This window comes from Ruegeria sp. ABV4_181 (genome assembly GCF_056158465.1).
Map to the genome: position 1 here is coordinate 636,681 of NZ_JBSWTI010000002.1, position 17,310 is coordinate 653,990.

Consider the following 17,310-nt stretch of genomic DNA (forward strand, 5'->3'; position numbering starts at 1 on the left):
GTCACCATCACATGCGGGGGGGAAGGGCCGTGATCAACTGGGCCAGAGTCAGACAGCTGCGGGATGAGGTCGGGGTTGGTGAGTTCGACGAGGTCGTGCAGATTTTTCTGGACGAGGTTCAGCAAACCATCGAACGCCTGCACCGCGACACCGCCCGGCGCGAGCTTGAACAGAACCTGCACTTTCTGAAAGGCAGCGCGCTCAGCCTGGGCTTCGACCGGTTTTCCTGCCTGTGCCAGGACGGAGAGCGCACCGCGGCAGGTGGCAAGGCCGGTGACGTCGACCTGCCCGCCCTGCTGTCGGCCTATGACGAATCCCGCGCCAAGTTCCTGAGCGAAAAGGCGGAAAGACTGGCCTAGATCACAAACTGCGCCAGCGTCTCGTCTTCGGTGATGTCGGTATAGGTGAACCCGGCCTCGTCCAGATGCGCAAACAGGCGGGCGAAGTTTTCGGGCTTTCGGGTTTCGATCCCGATCAGAACCGAGCCGAAATTGCGGGCCGATTTCTTCATATATTCGAACCGGGCGATATCATCCTCGGGGCCCAGGATGCCCAGAAACTCTTTCAGCGCGCCGGGCCGCTGCGGCAGGCGCAGGATGAAATATTTCTTGACCCCGGAATAGCGCTGCGCCCGTTCCTTGACTTCCGGCAGCCGTTCGAAATCGAAGTTCCCGCCCGAGGTGACGCAAACCACGGTCTTGCCACGGATGAAACTTTGCACGTCTGCCACTGCTTCGATCGCCAAGGCTCCGGCGGGTTCCAACACGATGCCTTCGACATTCAGCATTTCGATCATGGTGGTGCAGATACGGTCCTCGGACAGGACCAGCACGTCAGACAGGTGGCGGTCTTTCAACAGCTCAAACGGTTTCGATCCTATGCGCCCCACCGCCGCGCCATCGACGAAATTGTCGATCCGCTCCAATGACACCGGATGCCCCGCCGCCATCGCCGCATGCAGGCAGGCCCCGCCCCGGGGTTCGACAAACAGGCAATGGGTCCGGTCCCCGAACCACGTCGCCACGCCCGAGGACATGCCGCCGCCGCCCACAGGCAGAATGACGTGATCCGGCAGGCCGCCCAATTGCGCCTCGATCTCTACCGCCAGCGAGGCCTGACCCTCGATCACATCCGCATCGTCAAAAGGTGACAGGAAATGCCCGCCCTGCCGGGTGCACCAGGCTTGTGCCGCCGCCAGGGTGTCGTCGAAATAGTCGCCGGTCAGGTGAACCTCGATATTGTCGCCGCCGAAAATGCGGGTCTTCTGGATCTTCTGCTGAGGCGTTGTCACCGGCATGAAAATTACACCCTTCACGCCCAGATGCTTGCACATAAAGGCTACGCCCTGCGCGTGATTGCCCGCGCTGGCGCAAACGAACAGGTCCTGCCCCTGCTGCTTGCGCATCGCGTTGAACGCCCCGCGGATTTTATACGACCGCACCGGGCTCAGGTCTTCGCGCTTGAGCCAGATATCGGCACCAAACCGGTCGGACAGATGCGCATTCCGTTGCAGAGGCGTCGGCGGAAACACGGTGCGCATCGCCTGTTCGGCGGCGCGGGCGCGGGTCATGAATTCACTCATGACCGTTTCAGTGCCGCATCAATGCGAGAAGGGCAAGGAATACATATGTGTACGGGTTCAAATGAGATCGCGTTTTTCCACAACGTAGCCATACACCGTTGTTAGGATACTGATGTTCAGAATCGCGATGAAGACCTGAAAGGCAAATGACAGAATACCGTGAATGGGCGGAATAAACTGAAGCAAGTTGATTGCAATACTCACAATCAGCTGAAACATGACGTAGAAGAAAATCAGGCCCAACGCGGTCTTCCCCGGGTTCCGGATTCGGGTCCAAGCGTCCCACCCATCTGACAGGCCCATCGTTTTACCGACAGCAAATGCTGGCAAAATAAGCGACCATCTCAGGAAAGCCACACCAATCAAAACCAACACTAAAACCAAGCCCGCTAACGCGACAGGCCAAATGACTTGGAAGACGTTCATAAGCACAAAGCCGGCCGGAACGGCAATTGCCAAGAAAAGGATTCCCAAAAGAAACAGCCTCAGGGCGTAACCAACTGCCAGCTTGATGTCGAACCGGGGAATGAGGCCCGACGTAAACTCTTCTAGTAAGATATATCGGTGCCAAGTGGTAACGCCCCAAGCCCCTATGATGGCTGTCATAATCCAGATCAAACAGAACCATGCAAAAATGAAATTTGGAGTGCTTTCTTGAGGAACAGTTACGGTCTCGCCCCAAACCAAGTAATCGCTCATACCGGACAAATAGAGAAACGATCCTATCACCACGATGCTAAGCGCCGTGGGAGCCCAAAATATCCGAATGGTGGCTGGCACATTTGCGAATACCATTGCCACTGCGTGTGCAAAAATCTTCCAACCCAAGTCCAAAACTCTGCCCTCTCAACCAATCCTTGTTCTCTTTCCACCCGTTTCACCCCAATTCCTACACGGGGTCAACGCACATAACTTGCCCCCGCGTTCAAAACCCGCTAGGGGCCAAGCGTTCTACGCATAAAGGGAAGTCAGATGTCCGCGCCCAAGAAAGTTGTTCTGGCCTATTCCGGTGGCCTTGATACCTCGATCATTCTGAAATGGCTGCAGACCGAGTATGGCTGTGAGGTCGTGACCTTCACCGCCGATCTGGGTCAGGGCGAGGAACTTGAGCCCGCCCGCCAGAAGGCCGAGCTGCTGGGGATCAAGCCCGAAAACATCTATATCGAAGACATCCGCGAGGAATTCGTCCGCGATTTCGTCTTCCCGATGTTCCGCGCCAATGCCCAGTATGAAGGGCTGTATCTGCTGGGCACGTCGATCGCGCGGCCTCTGATCTCGAAACGTCTGGTCGAGATTGCCGAGGCGACCGGTGCTGACGCCGTCGCCCACGGCGCAACCGGCAAGGGCAACGATCAGGTGCGGTTCGAACTGGCCGCCTACGCGCTGAACCCCGATATCAAGGTGATCGCGCCCTGGCGCGAGTGGGACCTGACCAGCCGCACCAAGCTGCTGGAGTTTGCCGAGGCGAACCAGATCCCGATTGCCAAGGACAAACGTGGTGAGGCTCCGTTCTCGGTCGATGCGAACCTGCTGCACACCTCGTCCGAGGGCAAGGTTCTGGAAGACCCCGCCGATATGGCACCGGATTATGTTTATCAGCGCACCGTCCACCCCGAGGACGCGCCGAATGAGCCGGAATTCATCGAGATCGGCTTTGAAAAAGGCGACGCGGTCAGCATCAATGGCGAGGCTATGAGCCCGGCCACCATCCTGACCAAGCTGAACGAGTATGGTGGCAAGAACGGCATTGGCCGTCTCGATCTGGTCGAAGGCCGCTTCGTCGGTATGAAATCGCGCGGCATCTATGAAACACCAGGCGGCACCATCCTGTTGGAAGCCCATCGCGGGATCGAGTCCATCACCATGGACCGCGGCGCGATGCACCTGAAAGACCAGCTGATGCCGCAATATGCCGAGCTGATCTATAACGGTTTCTGGTACTCGCCCGAACGCGAGATGTTGCAGGCCGCCATCGACAAATCTCAGGAACATGTCACCGGCACGGTTCGTGTGAAACTGTATAAAGGTCTGGCTTCGACCGTGGGCCGCTGGTCGGATCATTCGCTCTATTCCGAAGCACATGTGACCTTTGAGGAAGACGCCGGTGCCTATGATCAGAAAGATGCGGCTGGTTTCATCCAGCTCAACGCGCTGCGCCTGAAACTGCTGGCGGCACGGGACAAGCGCCTCAAATAAAGGCGACGCCACACGAAAAAGTTGAATGGGTCGAACAAGCCGCAACTTTGCCGCAGAAATGCCCAGTTGATTGAACAGAGAAAACGGGCCGGTCCTGCAGGGGATCGGCCCGAATTTCGTTCAATTCAATTGAGGCAATCATGCAAGCAGATCAATCCTACGACACGCCGGCCGAATTCGAGTTTCGCGGCTCGGCCACCGAGTTTTTCGGCATCTGGATCGTCAACCTGCTGCTGTCGATGCTGACCTTCGGGATCTACAGCGCCTGGGCCAAGGTTCGGACAAAGAAGTATTTCTATCAGAACACCTATGTCGCAGGGCGCAGCTTTGATTACCATGCCACAGGCGGGCAAATCCTGATCGGGCGTCTGATCGTGATCGCGGGGATTGTGATCTATACGATTCTGGCGGCCATTCCGCTGGTGAATATCGTCATGCTGCTCGGTCTGCTGTTCCTGGTCCCCTACCTGCTGGTGCGTTCGCTGCGGTTCAATGCCCGCGTGTCCAGCTGGTCGAATGTCCGGTTCGATTTTCAGGGCACCACCGGATCGGCGGCGGCGAACTACTTTCTGTATCCGATCATCGCAGCGCTGACGCTGTATACGACCTGGCCTTTCGTCACGCGGTCGATTCAACGCTTTCACGTGAACGGTCACAGTTTTGGCACCACGCCGATGTATTTCGACAGCCCGATTGCGCCGTTTTACCGGGCCTTTCTGTTCACCGCCCTCTGGGTCATTGCCGGTATGGTCGTGGTCGGCATGCTGCTTGGGGTCAACCTGTCGACATTCGAGGCGTTCCGCACGCTGGAAGACGACCCGGAAAACATCGCAGCCATCCTCTCCGTCCTGAGCATCTATGCCTTCCTGCTGCTGGTGCTGGTTCCGGCCACGATCATCTATCGCGCCATGGTCCGCAACACGGTCTATAACTATACGGTTCTGGGTGACGGACATCGGTTCCATTCCAATGTGTCGCCTTTGCGCCTGCTGTGGATTTCGGTTTCGAACCTTGTGGTGGTCGGCCTGACGCTGGGCCTGATGTTGCCCTGGGCGCATGTGCGCCGGGTGCGGTATCTGGCCAATCACACCACTTTCCTGCCCGCCGGTTCGCTGGACGAGTTTGTCGGCGGCGTCACCGCCAATGTCAGCGCCATCGGCGACGCCTATGGTGACATCGAGGGGTTCGACATCGGCATCGCGGTCTGATCCTTGGAAGAGTTCCCCGAAGATATCGGTGCGCCCGTCAGCGGGCGCGCCTATCCACCCCGCAGCTCACGCGAGATCCGGGCGCGGCTGGCTGTGGGAACCAACACCGTCTGGCTGATCGACGCGCAGGGCGAGGTCCAGGCGCGGTGCGCTCCGCAGGAACTGGATATCGAATCCCGTGTGGGCGCAACCGAACGGCGGGTGACCTTTCCCGACGGTACCCTGTTTCTGACAGACCATCACGCGGCGCTGGAACATCTGACGGCCGACAGCAGCGGATCGCACCTGCACCGGGCCGAAAAGTTCCACCCGCGCCTGATCCTTATCGCAGTCGCCTGCCTGATCGGCGCCTGGGGGTTGTGGAAATACGGGCTGGCCGTTCTGGTGACGCTGGCCGTCTGGATGACGCCGCCACCCTTGGTTGCCGCCATCGACACCGGAGTGATGCAGGCCGTTGACCGGGTGCTGGCCGAGCCCACCAGGCTGAGCGCCGCCAGACAGTCCGAAGTTCAGGACAGTTTCGACCGGGTTCTGGCGGCGCTGGGTCCCGCCGCTGAAAATCACAACTACCAGCTGGAATTCCGACGCTTTCCCGGCATGGGACCCAACGCCTTTGCGTTGCCCAACGGGACGATTGTGGTGACCGACGATCTGGTAAACCTGATCTCGACCGATGCCATGGCGGGGGTGATCGGGCATGAAATCGGGCATGTGGCCGAGCAGCACGGTCTGACGCAGATTTACCGGTCCCTGGGCACCTTTGTGCTGATCGGCATGATGGCCGGCGACACCGGGCCGGTGCTGGAACAGGTGCTGCTTGAGGGCAATCTGATCCTGTCCCTGTCCTATTCCCGACAGCACGAACTGGCCGCTGACCGGTTTGGCGTTGATCTGGCGACCCGGGCCGGGTTCGACCCGAACGGCTTGTCGGAATTCTTCGACCTTCTGGCGGCTGAATATGGCGAGGAAGGCCTGGACTGGCTCAGCACGCATCCCGGCTTTGACGACCGTCAGAAAAACCTGGAATCCCTGACCCAAGGTCACTAGACCGCGCCCCTTGTCTGCCATTCCGCAGCCCCCTAACCCTGTGCCCAATCAGGAGAGGCCACATGACACTCAGCACCATTGCCGAAGGCATTCAGAAAAACCTTGTCGGACGCAGCTTCGACGGCTCGCTCAAATTCGACTGCGGTGACGACGGCGTCATCGTTCTGGCCGATAATCAGGCGACCACACAGGATCGCGACACCGACTGCACCATCCGGATCTCGCGCGACAACCTGACCAAGCTGCTGACCGGCAAACTGAACCCTATGACCGGTGTGGCGCTGGGGAAACTCAAGATCTCGGGCAATATGGGCGTGGCGATGAAGCTGGGGCAGCTGCTGGGCTGAGCGCCGATAAACTCGTCTCACCACCCCGTGACATAAGATGTCAGCGGATTGCCTAAGCGAGAAAGGCGGGGCAGCCTGATCGCGGAAGGAGATCCGCCATGACCCGCATCGCTTACCTCGACCAAGTCAAACCGACGCTTCTGTTTGCTCTGATTGCATTGGCCGCCCTGTTGCGCGCCGTTCCCGCCCCCGCGGCCGGAGCCGAAACGCTGACCGTGGCGGGGGGCTGTTTCTGGTGCGTCGAATCCGATTTCGAATCCGTACCCGGCGTGATCGGCGCGGTGTCGGGATATACCGGCGGCAACTCCGCCAACCCGACCTATGATCAGGTCACTAAGGGCGGGACCGGCCATTACGAGGCGGTCCAGATCACCTTTGACCCGGCCCGCGTGTCGCGTGAAACCTTGCTGAGCCTGTTCTTCCGCTCGGTCGATCCCACCGATGCGGGCGGCCAGTTCTGCGACCGGGGCAACAGTTATCGCACGGCGATTTTCGTCTCTAACACTGGGGAAAAGACGCTTGCGCAGCAGGCAAAAGCCGATGCGCAGCGGGCGCTGGGGCAGGCGGTTGTCACACCGATCCTGCAGCAGGGCGTTTTCTATCCGGCCGAGGCGTATCATCAGGACTATTACAAGGGGAACAAGCTGGTCCTGACCCGCTTTGGCCCCAAGCGACAGCACAGCGCCTACAAGGCCTATCGCAAGGCCTGCGGGCGCGACGCCCGCGTCAAACAGCTGTGGGGCAACGACGCGCCTTTCGCCGGGTCTTAATCGAACTGCGCCTCGCGGACCTCTTTGAGGTCAGGAATGACATCCGCCGTCCCGTGCCGCGTGACCATCAGGGCCGCGGCACGATTGGCCTGTGACACGGCCTGAGCCATTGGCATCCCGCGATCCATCCCGGCCAGCACATAGCCCGTGAACGTGTCGCCTGCGCCGGTGGTATCCACGGCCTGAACCTTGTGGGCTGGAAACTCGGTCATTTCAGCGCCGCGCGGGTGATACCGCGCGCCCTTTGAGCCCAGGGTGACGATCACATGCGCAACATCCAGGTCGCCAACCTCCTGCCCGGTGGCCTGCCGCAACTGCTCCGCCTCGATCTCGTTCAGGATCAGGAAATCCAGATAGGGCAGCACCGCCTGCACCGCATCGGCCTGAAACGGGGCCGCCGCATAACAGACCGTCAGGCCCAGCTTGCGCCCCATCTGTGCGGCCTCGACCTGCTGGTTGGTTTCGTTCTGCATCACCAGAAGATCACCCGGAGACGCCGAGGACAGCGCCTGCCCCAACTGATCCTGCGAAATCGCGTGGTTCGAGCCGGGGAACAGGATGATGTTATTTTCGCCCGCCGCATCCACCGCGATGATGGCGTGGCCGGTGGGCACTTCGACTCCGGCGATATGGCGGGTATCGACACCATATTCGGTCAGGCGATCCCGTGCCCAGTGCCCGTCCGGGCCGACCGCGCCGATATGCGCCACCTGCGCACCGGCACGGGCAGCCGCCACCGACATATTCGCGCCCTTGCCGCCCAGAAACCGGTCAAGCCGGTTGGCCGAAAGGGTTTCCCCGGGGCCGGGGAGATGCGGAACGTCATAGATCATGTCCGCGTTGATCGAGCCGAGGTTCCAAATGGTCATGGCTTACCCGAAATGTCGCAAGAGGCCAGAATGGCCATGTTGAGGATATCGTTGGCCGTCGAAACGGTGGAGCAGATCTGAATCGGCTTGTCGATACCCGACAGGATCGGGCCGATCACCGTGGCCCCGCCCATTTCCTGCATCAGCTTGGTCGAGATGCTGGCCGAATGCCGGGCGGGGACGATCAGGATGTTTGCCGGACCGGTCAGGCGCTGGAACGGATAGCTGGCCTGCTGGTCCACATTCAGCGCCACATCAACGGTCATTTCACCTTCGTATTCAAAGTCGACGCCGCGCTGATCCAGAACCGCAGGCGCGCGGTGCATCTTTTCGGCCCGCTCGGACACCGGATAGCCAAAGGTCGAAAAGCTGACGAAAGCCACGCGTGGCTCCAGCCCCATGTGCCGGGCCACGGCGGCGGCGCGCTCAGCGATATTCGCCAGATCGTTTTCATCCGGCCATTCATGCACCAGCGTATCGCCGATCAGCACGATCCGCCCTTTGTGCAGCAGCGCGGTCACACCCGCCGCCCCATGGGTCGCATCGGCGTCAAACACATGGTTGATCCGGTCCAGCACATGCGCCGATTTGCGCGTGGCCCCTGTCACCAGCCCGTCGCCATGCCCATGCGCCAGCATCAGGGATGAAAACACATGCCGGTCGCGCGCCGCCAGCCGGTGGATATCCTTGCGGTCAAATCCCCGGCGCTGAAGGCGGTCATAAAGGAAATCCTTATAGGTTTCCAAATGCGTTGTGTTGGCGGCGTTGACAACTTCGATCTCGCGCACCGCGTCGCCCAGCCCGGCCTCTTCCAGCTTTTGTTTGACGTCATCCGGGCGGCCCACAACCAGCGCCTTGCCAAAGCCCGAGCGCTGATACATCACCGCCGCGCGCAGCACGCGGGGATCGTCGCCCTCGGCAAAGATCATCCGGCTCTGCGCGGCGCGGGCCCGGGCGTTCAGGCCGCGCAGGATGCTGGCGGTCGGATCCATCCGGGATTTCAGGTTCAGCTCATAGGCGTCCATGTCGATGATCGGACGCCGCGCCGCGCCGGTATCCATCCCGGCCCTGGCAACCGCCGGTGGAATGCGGTGGATCAGGCGCGGGTCGAACGGCGTGGGGATGATATAGTCGCGCCCGAAGGTCAGCGACCGGCCATAGGCCATGGCAACCTCGTCCGGCACATCCTCGCGCGCCAGCCGTGCCAGCGCATGGGCGCAGGCGATCTTCATCTCGTCATTGATGGCGCGTGCGTGGATGTCGAGCGCACCGCGGAACAGGTAGGGGAAGCCCAGAACGTTGTTCACCTGATTAGGATAATCGCTGCGCCCGGTGGCGACGATGGCATCGACGCGGACCTCATGCGCCTCTTCCGGCGTAATCTCGGGATCCGGGTTGGCCATGGCGAAGATCACCGGGTTGTCGGCCATGCTGGCGACCATATCCTGCGTCACCGCACCCTTGACCGACACGCCCAGGAACACATCCGCGCCTTTCATCGCCTCTTCCAGCGTGCGCAGTTCGGTGGTGATTGCGTGGGCCGATTTCCACTGGTTCATGCCCTCGGTACGGCCCTGATAGATCACGCCCTTGGTGTCGCAGACGATGCAGTTCTCGTGCCGCGCGCCCATCGACTTGAGCAGTTCGATACAGGCAATCCCCGCTGCGCCGGCTCCGTTCAGCACGATCTTCACATCTTCGATCTTCTTGCCCGAGATGTGCAGCGCGTTGATCAGACCCGCTGCGCAGATCACCGCTGTGCCGTGCTGATCGTCGTGGAAGACGGGGATATCCATTTCTTCCTTCAGACGCTGTTCGATGATGAAACACTCGGGCGCCTTGATGTCTTCGAGGTTGATGCCGCCGAATGTCGGACCCATCAGCCGCACGGCACGGCAGAACTCGTCCGGGTCTTCAGTGTCCAGTTCGATATCGATCGAGTTCACATCGGCGAACCGCTTGAACAGAACAGATTTCCCCTCCATCACCGGTTTCGAGCCCAGCGCGCCAAGATTGCCCAGACCCAGCACAGCCGTCCCGTTCGAGATCACGGCGACCAGATTACCCTTGTTGGTATAGTCATAGGCGGTCTCGGGCGCTTCGGCGATGGCTTCACAGGGAACCGCCACGCCGGGGCTGTAGGCCAGCGACAGATCGCGTTGCGTGGTCATGGGGACGGTGGCCTGCACCTCCCACTTGCCGGGGGTCGGGTCCAGGTGAAAGGCCAGCGCCTCTTCTTTGGTGATCTTCGTTTTGGGCATCTTAACGGTCGTTTCCATGGCTTCGGGGCATTTGCCTCATAGCGCAGGCAGGGCCGCGCCTCAACGAGAATGAGTTTTCGCCTTTTACAGAAGATGCGGGATTTGTAAGGTCGCGCCCGGAATACGCCAAAAGGGGGCCGCTTTTGTCCACAGTCACGCCGATGATGGCGCAATATCTTGAGATCAAAGAGGCCCATGCAGACGCCCTGCTGTTCTATCGCATGGGCGATTTCTACGAGATGTTTTTCGAGGACGCGGTCAACGCCGCCGAAGCGCTGGACATCGCCCTGACCAAACGCGGCAAACACAACGGCACCGACATTCCGATGTGCGGCGTACCGGTTCACGCCGCCGAGGGCTATCTGCTGACGCTGATCCGCAAGGGGTTTCGCGTGGCCGTCTGCGAGCAAATGGAAAGCCCTGCTGAGGCAAAGAAAAGAGGCTCTAAATCGGTGGTAAAGCGCGATGTTGTGCGTCTGGTGACGCCCGGCACCCTGACCGAAGATGCCCTGCTGGAGGCGCGGCGGCACAACTTTCTGGCCGCCTATGCCGAGGTCCGCGATGAGGCCGCCCTGGCCTGGGCCGATATCTCAACCGGCGCGTTTCACGTGATGCCGCTGACCTCGGTGCGGCTCAGCCCGGAACTGGCGCGGCTGGCCCCGTCCGAGTTGATCGTGGCGGATGGGTCGGAACACGCCCTGCAGGAGCCTGTCCGCGATCTGGGTATTTCCCTCACCCCCATCGGTCGCGCCAGTTTCGACAGCACGGCGGCGGAAAAACGCATCTGTGGGCTGTTTCACGTGGGCGCGCTGGATGCGTTCGGCAGTTTTGGACGGGCCGAGATTTCTGCCATGGGCGCGCTGATCGACTATCTGGAGATCACACAAAAGGGCAAACTGCCCCTGCTGCAGACGCCACTGAAGGAATCCGAGGACCGCGTGGTACAGATCGACGCCGCCACCCGTCGCAATCTGGAACTGACCCGATCATTGTCAGGTGGACGCGCCGGATCGCTGTTGTCAGTGGTCGATCGCACCGTCACGCCGGGCGGTGCGCGACTGCTGGAGCAACGTCTGTCCAGCCCCTCCCGCAATCTGGACGTCATTCATGGGCGGTTGGATGCGGTGAGTTTCGCGGCGGAGGACAGCCTGACCACCTCGGACCTGCGCGAGGCGCTGCGCAAGACCCCCGATCTGGACCGGGCTTTGTCGCGCCTGTCACTTGACCGCGGCGGCCCCCGCGATCTGGCCGCCATCCGCAACGGGTTATCGCAGGCGGCGGCGATTGCCGAACTCTGCGCCGGTCACGACCTGCCGGTCCTGCTGGCCACTGCCGTGCAGAACCTTGTCGGATTTGATGATCTGCTGAGCCTGCTGGATGAGGTCTTGGTCGCCGAACCGCCCCTTCTGGCCCGTGACGGTGGCTTCATCGCTCCCGGCTATGACACCGAACTGGACGAAGCCCGCACCCTGCGCGACGAAGGCCGCTCGGTCATCGCCGGGTTCCAGCAGAAATACGCGGAACATACCGGCATCACCTCGTTGAAGATCAAGCACAACAACGTGCTGGGCTATTTCATCGAAACCACGGCCACCCATGCCGAGAAGATGCTGAACCTGCCGTTTTCCGAGACCTATATTCACCGCCAGACCACCGCCAATCAGGTGCGGTTCACGACTGTGGAACTGTCCGAGATCGAAACCCGTATCCTGAACGCCGGAAATCTGGCGCTGGAGATCGAAAAACGGCTCTATCAAAGGCTATCTGAGGAAATTCTGACACTGGCCGCCCGTCTCAATCAGGCTGCCCGAGGATTGGCGGAGCTGGACCTGACCACCGCGCTTGCCGATCTGGCGCGGGGCGAGAACTGGTGCCGCCCGCAGGTGGACACCTCCCGCGCCTTCAATGTGCAAGGTGGCCGTCATCCGGTGGTCGAACATGCGCTGCGCCAACAGAGTGGCGATGCCTTCATCGCCAATGACTGTGACCTGAGCGCCGAGGATGGCGCCGCGATCTGGTTGCTGACCGGTCCGAACATGGCCGGTAAATCAACCTTCCTGCGCCAGAACGCCCTGATCGCGCTGCTGGCGCAGATGGGCAGTTTTGTCCCGGCAGAACAGGCGCATATCGGCGTCGTCAGCCAGCTGTTCAGCCGCGTCGGGGCCTCGGACGATCTGGCCCGGGGACGTTCGACCTTCATGGTGGAAATGGTGGAAACCGCAGCCATCCTGAATCAGGCCGACGACCGCGCGCTGGTCATTCTGGATGAAATCGGACGTGGCACCGCCACGTATGACGGCCTGTCGATCGCCTGGGCCACATTGGAACATCTGCATGCCGCCAACAAGTGCCGCGCGCTGTTTGCCACCCATTACCATGAACTCACCGCCCTGGCCGGAAAACTCGAAGGTGTCGACAACGCAACCGTCGCCGTCAAGGAATGGGAAGGTGAGGTCATCTTCCTGCACGAGGTTCACAAAGGCGCCGCCGACCGGTCTTATGGCGTGCAGGTTGCGCAACTGGCCGGGCTGCCGGCTTCGGTCGTTGAACGGGCTCGCGTTGTGCTGGACCAGTTGGAGAAAACCGAACGCGAAGGCGGCAAGCAAAAGGCGCTGATCGACGATCTGCCGCTGTTTTCAGCCGCGCCCCCGCCTCCGCCGCCCGCACCAAAGGCTTCGCCTGTCACCGATCTGCTGAACGACGTGCTTCCGGATGAACTGACCCCGCGCGAGGCGCTGGACCTGATCTACAAACTGAAAGAGGCGGCCAGAACCTAACCGCCTCAACATTCGATTGATCTGAAATCACTCAGCTTGCGGGTGTCGAGGACACCCCTACCTGCGCCGGGCGGAGCAGGCGGTCATGCAGCATGAAGCCTTCGGCCGAGACCTGAATGATATCGCCCGCGCGGGTGCCGGGCACCGGAGCCTCAAACATCGCTTCATGCACGTTGGGGTCGAATCGGTCGCCCACTTCCGGCGTGATCACCTCGATCCCGTGTTTCAGGAACACGTCCTTCAGCGCCCGCATGGTCAGTTCGACGCCCTCGATCAGACCGGCGGCAACCTCTTTCTGCTCATCCGTTGCGGCCTCAAGCGCGCGTTTCATGTTGTCGTAGACCGGCAGCATGTCGCGGGCCAGTTTCGATCCGCCATACTGCTCCGCATCGCGGCGCGCCTTGTCGCCACGTTTGCGCGCGTTCTCGGCATCCGCCAGCGCCCGCATGAATTTGTCTTTGTAGTCGTCCCGCTCGGCCCGCAGCTCATCCAGCTCCAGCGCCTCATCGCTGATCTCAGCAAATTCCTCGGCCAGTTCTTCCGCCTCGGCGGTTGCGATATCGTCCAGAAAATCTTCGTTCTTGGGCTCTGCCATCTCTTACCCTCTAGCTCCGGTCGGATATCAGCTTGCCGACCAGTTGCGCCGTATAATCCACGATCGGCACGATCCGTCCATAATTCAGACGTGTGGGTCCGATGACCCCGACCGCACCGATTATCTTTCGATCAGCGTTCATATATGGAGACACCACCAAAGAGGAACCCGAAAGTGAGAAAAGTTTGTTCTCTGACCCGATAAAAATGCGCACGCCCTCGCCTCCTTCGGTCAATTCCAGAAATTCAGCGATATCCCGCTTGCGTTCTAGGTCGTCAAACAGGGTCCGGATTCGGTCCAGCTCCTCGGCCTCGCCCGGATCGCCCAGCAGATTCGACCGTCCGCGCACGATCAGACGCGCCGAATCCGAGCCGTCCCCGTCCCAGGCCGCCATGCCGCTTTCGACCATCTCGCGCGCCAGCACGTCGATTTCCTGTTTGCGCGCGTCGATCTGACTTTGCATCTGGCGGCGCACTTCACCAAGCGTGCGCCCCTCGATCAAAGCGTTGAGGAAATTCGCCGCCTCGCGCATCGAACTGGGCGTCTGTCCGGGTGGCGGCGTGAACAGGCGGTTTTCCACATGCCCGTCCGAAAACACCAGAACCACCAGCGCGCGGTCATGGCCCAGCGAGACGAACTCGATATGTTTGATCTCGGCCTCGTGCTTGGGTGTCAGAACCAATGACGCGCCCTGAGTCACGTGTGACAAAGCGGCCCCGACCCGGTCCAGCATCCCGCTGACATCCCCCGCATTAGAGCCTAATGTCGCATCCAGCTTTTTGCGGTCATCGGCGCCCAGATCGCCCATTTCAAGCAGACCATCCACGAACATCCGCAACCCCATCTGGGTCGGCACCCGCCCGGCGCTGACATGAGGGCTGTCGAGCAGGCCCAGAAACTCCAGATCCTGCATTACGTTGCGCACGGTCGCCGCACTGACTTTTTCCGACAGGGTGCGGGTCAGGGTGCGGCTGCCGACGGGGTCGCCACTGTCCAGATAACTCTCGACGATCAGGCGGAACACTTCGCGAGAGCGTTCGTTCATTTCGTCAAGAATTCTGCTTGCTTCGCTCATCGGCATTCCCCTGCTGAGCCGCCATTAAATCGCAGGCAAATGAAAGGTCAATCGGGGTTGCATCGTAACGCTGCGGGGCGGTATCCCCAAGCCAGCAAACAAAGGATTTCCAATGCGACCCTCTGGACGAGATTTAAGCGAAATGCGCGCCGTTTCAATCGAAACGGGGTTCACCAAACATGCCGAAGGTTCCTGCCTGATCAAGATGGGTGATACCCATGTGCTGTGCACCGCCACGATCGAAGATCGCGTGCCGCCGTTTATCAAGGGGTCCGGGCTGGGCTGGGTCACCGCTGAATACGGCATGCTGCCCCGCGCAACCAACACGCGGATGCGGCGAGAGGCCGCCAGCGGCAAACAAGGCGGCCGCACGGTCGAAATCCAGCGCCTGATCGGCCGCGCCTTGCGGGCCGGCGTCGACCGGGTTGCGCTGGGTGAGCGTCAGATCACCGTGGATTGCGATGTGATTCAGGCCGATGGCGGCACACGCTGTGCTTCGATCACCGGCGGTTGGGTGGCGCTACGTCTGGCGGTGAACAAGCTGATGAAGGCGGGCGACGTGATTTCCGACCCGCTGGTCGATCCGGTTGCTGCCGTATCCTGCGGCATCTATGCAGGTCAGCCGGTCCTGGATCTGGACTATCCCGAAGACAGCGAAGCGGGCGTTGATGGCAATTTCATCATGACCGGTTCCGGAAAACTGATCGAAGTGCAGATGAGCGCCGAAGGCTCGGTCTTTAGCCGCGCCCAGATGGATCAACTGATGGATCTGGCTGAAAAAGGCGTGGCTGAACTGGCCGCCGCACAAAAGGCCGCCACCGCATGACCCGCAAGTTCGACGGGGACAGGCTGCTGGTGGCCACCCACAACAAAGGCAAGCTTGAGGAGATGGCGCATCTGCTCGAACCTTTTGGTGTGACGGTCGTGGGCGCGGGCGAGATGGACCTGCCGGAACCGGAAGAGACCGAGGATACCTTCGTCGGCAACGCCCGGATCAAGGCCCATGCCGCGGCACAGGCCACCGGCCTGCCTGCCCTGTCGGACGATTCCGGGATCACCATCGACGCGCTGGACGGCGCGCCGGGGGTTTACACCGCCGATTGGGCTGAAACCGGCAATGGCCGCGACTTCCTGATGGCGATGACCCGCGCGCATACTGAGCTTGAAGCCAGGAACGCCCCCCATCCCCGCACCGCGCAGTTCCGCAGCACGCTGGTGTTGGCCTGGCCTGACGGCCATGATGAGGTGTTCGAAGGCATCGCTCCCGGCCATCTGGTCTGGCCGATCCGCGGCGCAGGCGGATTTGGCTATGACCCGATGTTTGTCCCTGACGGTTATGACATTACCTTTGCGGAAATGGATCGCTGGGAAAAGAACAAGATCAGCCATCGCGGCCGCGCGGTTGAGATGTTCGTGAAGGGCTGTTTTGGCGGATGATTGGCGCAACGGGGGCTTTGGCCTGTACGTGCATTGGCCCTTTTGCGAGGCCAAATGCCCCTATTGCGATTTCAACAGCCACGTCTCACGTAGTATTGATCAAAAACAATGGCTTACCGCGTATCTGAGCGAGCTGCGCCGTTCGGGCATCGAAACGCCTGACCGTATTCTGAACACAATCTTCTTTGGCGGCGGTACTCCGTCCCTAATGGCCCCGGAAACCGTTGCCGCCGTGATCGACGAGGCCCGCGCGCTGTGGCGTCCTGCCAATGACATGGAAATCACGCTTGAGGCCAATCCCGGCTCGGTCGAGGCCGGTCGGTTCGCGGCGTATCGCGACGCCGGGGTCAATCGCATCTCGATGGGCATTCAGGCGTTGAACGACGACGATCTGCGGCGGCTGGGCCGTATCCATACCGTGGTCGAAGCCCGTGCCGCGTTTGACATCGCGCGGGATTGTTTTGACCGCGTCAGCTTTGACCTGATCTACGCCCGCCAACACCAGACTCCGGAAGACTGGCGCGCGGAACTGACCGAAGCCCTGTCCATGGCCGTTGATCACCTGTCGCTGTACCAGCTGACCATCGAGGACGGCACCGCCTTTGGCGACCGTTATGCCGTGGGCAAATTGCGCGGCCTGCCCGAAGACGACAGCGCCGCCGATATGTACCTGATCACGCAGGAGATTTGCGAGGCGCATGGCCTACCGGCGTATGAGGTATCCAACCATGCGCGTCCGGGAGCGGAATCCCAGCATAACCTGATCTACTGGCGGTATGGCGATTACGTCGGCATCGGTCCCGGCGCGCATGGGCGCCTTACGCTGGGCGGACAAAAACAGGCGACCGAAACCTTTCTGTCCCCAAACGCATGGCTCAACGCCGTCGAAACGGGCTCTGGTGAAAAGGAACGAACGCGGCTTTCCCAACAGGATCAGGCGAGTGAATACCTTATGATGGGTATGCGGATCACTGAAGGACTAGATATAGACAGATTTGCCGCCCTGTCAGGCCATCCGTTGCCTCAGGACAAACTGTCTGACCTGAGCGAGCTTGGCATGATAGAGCAGACACAGGGCCGCCTGGTCGCCACCAAAGACGGGCGCGCGGTGCTGAATGCGGTAATCCGGGAATTGTTGGGATAGGC

Annotated in this window: 16 protein-coding genes; 10 read left to right on the forward strand and 6 right to left on the reverse strand. The window is 60.8% G+C overall.

Features of this window, described 5'->3' with window-relative positions; translation table 11 throughout:
• The first annotated feature begins 29 nt into the window (after nucleotides 1-29).
• Nucleotides 30-359 carry an Hpt domain-containing protein gene (locus ACXAC3_RS03170; RefSeq protein WP_475156175.1) on the forward strand — a complete coding sequence of 110 codons (330 nt, stop codon included), beginning with the start codon at nucleotides 30-32 and terminating at the stop codon, nucleotides 357-359.
• Here ACXAC3_RS03170 and ilvA read toward each other — a convergent pair.
• Together ilvA and ACXAC3_RS03180 are read right to left on the reverse strand one after the other, a co-directional pair.
• The gene (ilvA, locus tag ACXAC3_RS03175; RefSeq protein WP_475156178.1) at nucleotides 356-1,582 is read right to left on the reverse strand and encodes a threonine ammonia-lyase IlvA; all 1,227 of its coding nucleotides are present in this window, start codon (nucleotides 1,580-1,582) and stop codon (nucleotides 356-358) included. The two genes, ACXAC3_RS03170 and ilvA, sit on opposite strands and share 4 nt — an antisense overlap.
• A gap of 57 nt (nucleotides 1,583-1,639) precedes the next feature.
• A complete protein-coding gene (locus tag ACXAC3_RS03180) occupies nucleotides 1,640-2,410 on the reverse strand; it encodes a hypothetical protein (RefSeq protein WP_475156180.1) in 771 nt (256 codons plus the stop codon).
• A 144-nt stretch (nucleotides 2,411-2,554) separates the two neighbouring features.
• Between ACXAC3_RS03180 and ACXAC3_RS03185 the strand changes: the two genes are divergently transcribed.
• From ACXAC3_RS03185 to msrA, 5 genes are all read left to right on the forward strand, one after another.
• Nucleotides 2,555-3,778 (forward strand): argininosuccinate synthase, encoded by a 1,224-nt coding sequence (locus ACXAC3_RS03185; RefSeq protein WP_475156183.1) that lies wholly within the window; start codon nucleotides 2,555-2,557, stop codon nucleotides 3,776-3,778.
• A gap of 140 nt (nucleotides 3,779-3,918) precedes the next feature.
• Entirely contained in the window at nucleotides 3,919-4,986 is a 1,068-nt protein-coding gene (locus ACXAC3_RS03190) for a YjgN family protein (RefSeq protein WP_475156188.1), read from the forward strand.
• A 3-nt stretch (nucleotides 4,987-4,989) separates the two neighbouring features.
• Complete coding sequence (locus tag ACXAC3_RS03195; RefSeq protein WP_475156193.1) at nucleotides 4,990-6,033, forward strand: M48 family metallopeptidase; 1,044 nt, start codon at nucleotides 4,990-4,992, stop codon at nucleotides 6,031-6,033.
• A 62-nt stretch (nucleotides 6,034-6,095) separates the two neighbouring features.
• Entirely contained in the window at nucleotides 6,096-6,380 is a 285-nt protein-coding gene (locus ACXAC3_RS03200) for an SCP2 sterol-binding domain-containing protein (RefSeq protein ID WP_475156196.1), read from the forward strand.
• Between the two features lie 98 nt (nucleotides 6,381-6,478).
• Entirely contained in the window at nucleotides 6,479-7,150 is a 672-nt protein-coding gene (gene msrA, locus ACXAC3_RS03205) for a peptide-methionine (S)-S-oxide reductase MsrA (RefSeq protein WP_475156199.1), read from the forward strand.
• On the opposite strand, the gene ACXAC3_RS03210 is transcribed toward msrA, so the two are convergent.
• Nucleotides 7,147-8,019, reverse strand: coding sequence for a ribokinase (locus tag ACXAC3_RS03210; RefSeq protein ID WP_475156201.1), 873 nt, complete (start codon nucleotides 8,017-8,019; stop codon nucleotides 7,147-7,149). The two genes, msrA and ACXAC3_RS03210, sit on opposite strands and share 4 nt — an antisense overlap.
• The gene (locus ACXAC3_RS03215; protein ID WP_475156204.1) at nucleotides 8,016-10,280 is read right to left on the reverse strand and encodes an NADP-dependent malic enzyme; all 2,265 of its coding nucleotides are present in this window, start codon (nucleotides 10,278-10,280) and stop codon (nucleotides 8,016-8,018) included. The genes ACXAC3_RS03210 and ACXAC3_RS03215 overlap by 4 nt, the downstream gene beginning before the upstream one ends.
• Before the next feature lie 161 nt (nucleotides 10,281-10,441).
• Here ACXAC3_RS03215 and mutS point away from each other — a divergent pair, with 161 nt between their 5' ends.
• Nucleotides 10,442-13,057: a DNA mismatch repair protein MutS gene (gene mutS / locus ACXAC3_RS03220; RefSeq protein ID WP_475163351.1), complete on the forward strand. Its 2,616-nt coding sequence runs from the start codon at nucleotides 10,442-10,444 to the stop codon at nucleotides 13,055-13,057.
• A gap of 31 nt (nucleotides 13,058-13,088) precedes the next feature.
• Here mutS and ACXAC3_RS03225 read toward each other — a convergent pair whose 3' ends face one another.
• Nucleotides 13,089-13,652: a nucleotide exchange factor GrpE gene (locus ACXAC3_RS03225; RefSeq protein WP_475156210.1), complete on the reverse strand. Its 564-nt coding sequence runs from the start codon at nucleotides 13,650-13,652 to the stop codon at nucleotides 13,089-13,091.
• A 10-nt stretch (nucleotides 13,653-13,662) separates the two neighbouring features.
• The gene (gene hrcA, locus ACXAC3_RS03230; protein ID WP_475156215.1) at nucleotides 13,663-14,727 is read right to left on the reverse strand and encodes a heat-inducible transcriptional repressor HrcA; all 1,065 of its coding nucleotides are present in this window, start codon (nucleotides 14,725-14,727) and stop codon (nucleotides 13,663-13,665) included.
• Nucleotides 14,728-14,839: 112 nt separating this feature from the next.
• On the opposite strand from hrcA, the gene rph reads away from it, so the two are divergent.
• From rph to hemW, 3 genes are read left to right on the forward strand one after another with little or no spacing between them, the layout of a single operon-like run.
• Complete coding sequence (gene rph / locus ACXAC3_RS03235; RefSeq protein WP_170326129.1) at nucleotides 14,840-15,553, forward strand: ribonuclease PH; 714 nt, start codon at nucleotides 14,840-14,842, stop codon at nucleotides 15,551-15,553.
• Nucleotides 15,550-16,164: an RdgB/HAM1 family non-canonical purine NTP pyrophosphatase gene (gene rdgB, locus ACXAC3_RS03240; protein ID WP_475156228.1), complete on the forward strand. Its 615-nt coding sequence runs from the start codon at nucleotides 15,550-15,552 to the stop codon at nucleotides 16,162-16,164. The genes rph and rdgB overlap by 4 nt, the downstream gene beginning before the upstream one ends.
• Nucleotides 16,154-17,308, forward strand: a complete 1,155-nt coding sequence (gene hemW / locus ACXAC3_RS03245; RefSeq protein ID WP_475156234.1) for a radical SAM family heme chaperone HemW — start codon at nucleotides 16,154-16,156, stop codon at nucleotides 17,306-17,308. Before rdgB ends, hemW begins: the two co-directional genes overlap by 11 nt.
• Nucleotides 17,309-17,310 lie beyond the last annotated feature (2 nt).

Coding starts and splice junctions, on each gene's coding strand:
- ilvA (WP_475156178.1), bottom strand. CDS start 1,582: ATGAGTGAATTCATGACCCGCGCCCGCGCCGCCGAACAGGCGATGCGC.
- ACXAC3_RS03185 (WP_475156183.1), top strand. CDS start 2,555: ATGTCCGCGCCCAAGAAAGTTGTTCTGGCCTATTCCGGTGGCCTTGAT.
- ACXAC3_RS03190 (WP_475156188.1), top strand. CDS start 3,919: ATGCAAGCAGATCAATCCTACGACACGCCGGCCGAATTCGAGTTTCGC.
- ACXAC3_RS03200 (WP_475156196.1), top strand. CDS start 6,096: ATGACACTCAGCACCATTGCCGAAGGCATTCAGAAAAACCTTGTCGGA.
- msrA (WP_475156199.1), top strand. CDS start 6,479: ATGACCCGCATCGCTTACCTCGACCAAGTCAAACCGACGCTTCTGTTT.
- ACXAC3_RS03210 (WP_475156201.1), bottom strand. CDS start 8,019: ATGACCATTTGGAACCTCGGCTCGATCAACGCGGACATGATCTATGAC.
- ACXAC3_RS03215 (WP_475156204.1), bottom strand. CDS start 10,280: ATGCCCAAAACGAAGATCACCAAAGAAGAGGCGCTGGCCTTTCACCTG.
- mutS (WP_475163351.1), top strand. CDS start 10,442: ATGATGGCGCAATATCTTGAGATCAAAGAGGCCCATGCAGACGCCCTG.
- ACXAC3_RS03225 (WP_475156210.1), bottom strand. CDS start 13,652: ATGGCAGAGCCCAAGAACGAAGATTTTCTGGACGATATCGCAACCGCC.
- hrcA (WP_475156215.1), bottom strand. CDS start 14,727: ATGAGCGAAGCAAGCAGAATTCTTGACGAAATGAACGAACGCTCTCGC.
- rph (WP_170326129.1), top strand. CDS start 14,840: ATGCGACCCTCTGGACGAGATTTAAGCGAAATGCGCGCCGTTTCAATC.
- rdgB (WP_475156228.1), top strand. CDS start 15,550: ATGACCCGCAAGTTCGACGGGGACAGGCTGCTGGTGGCCACCCACAAC.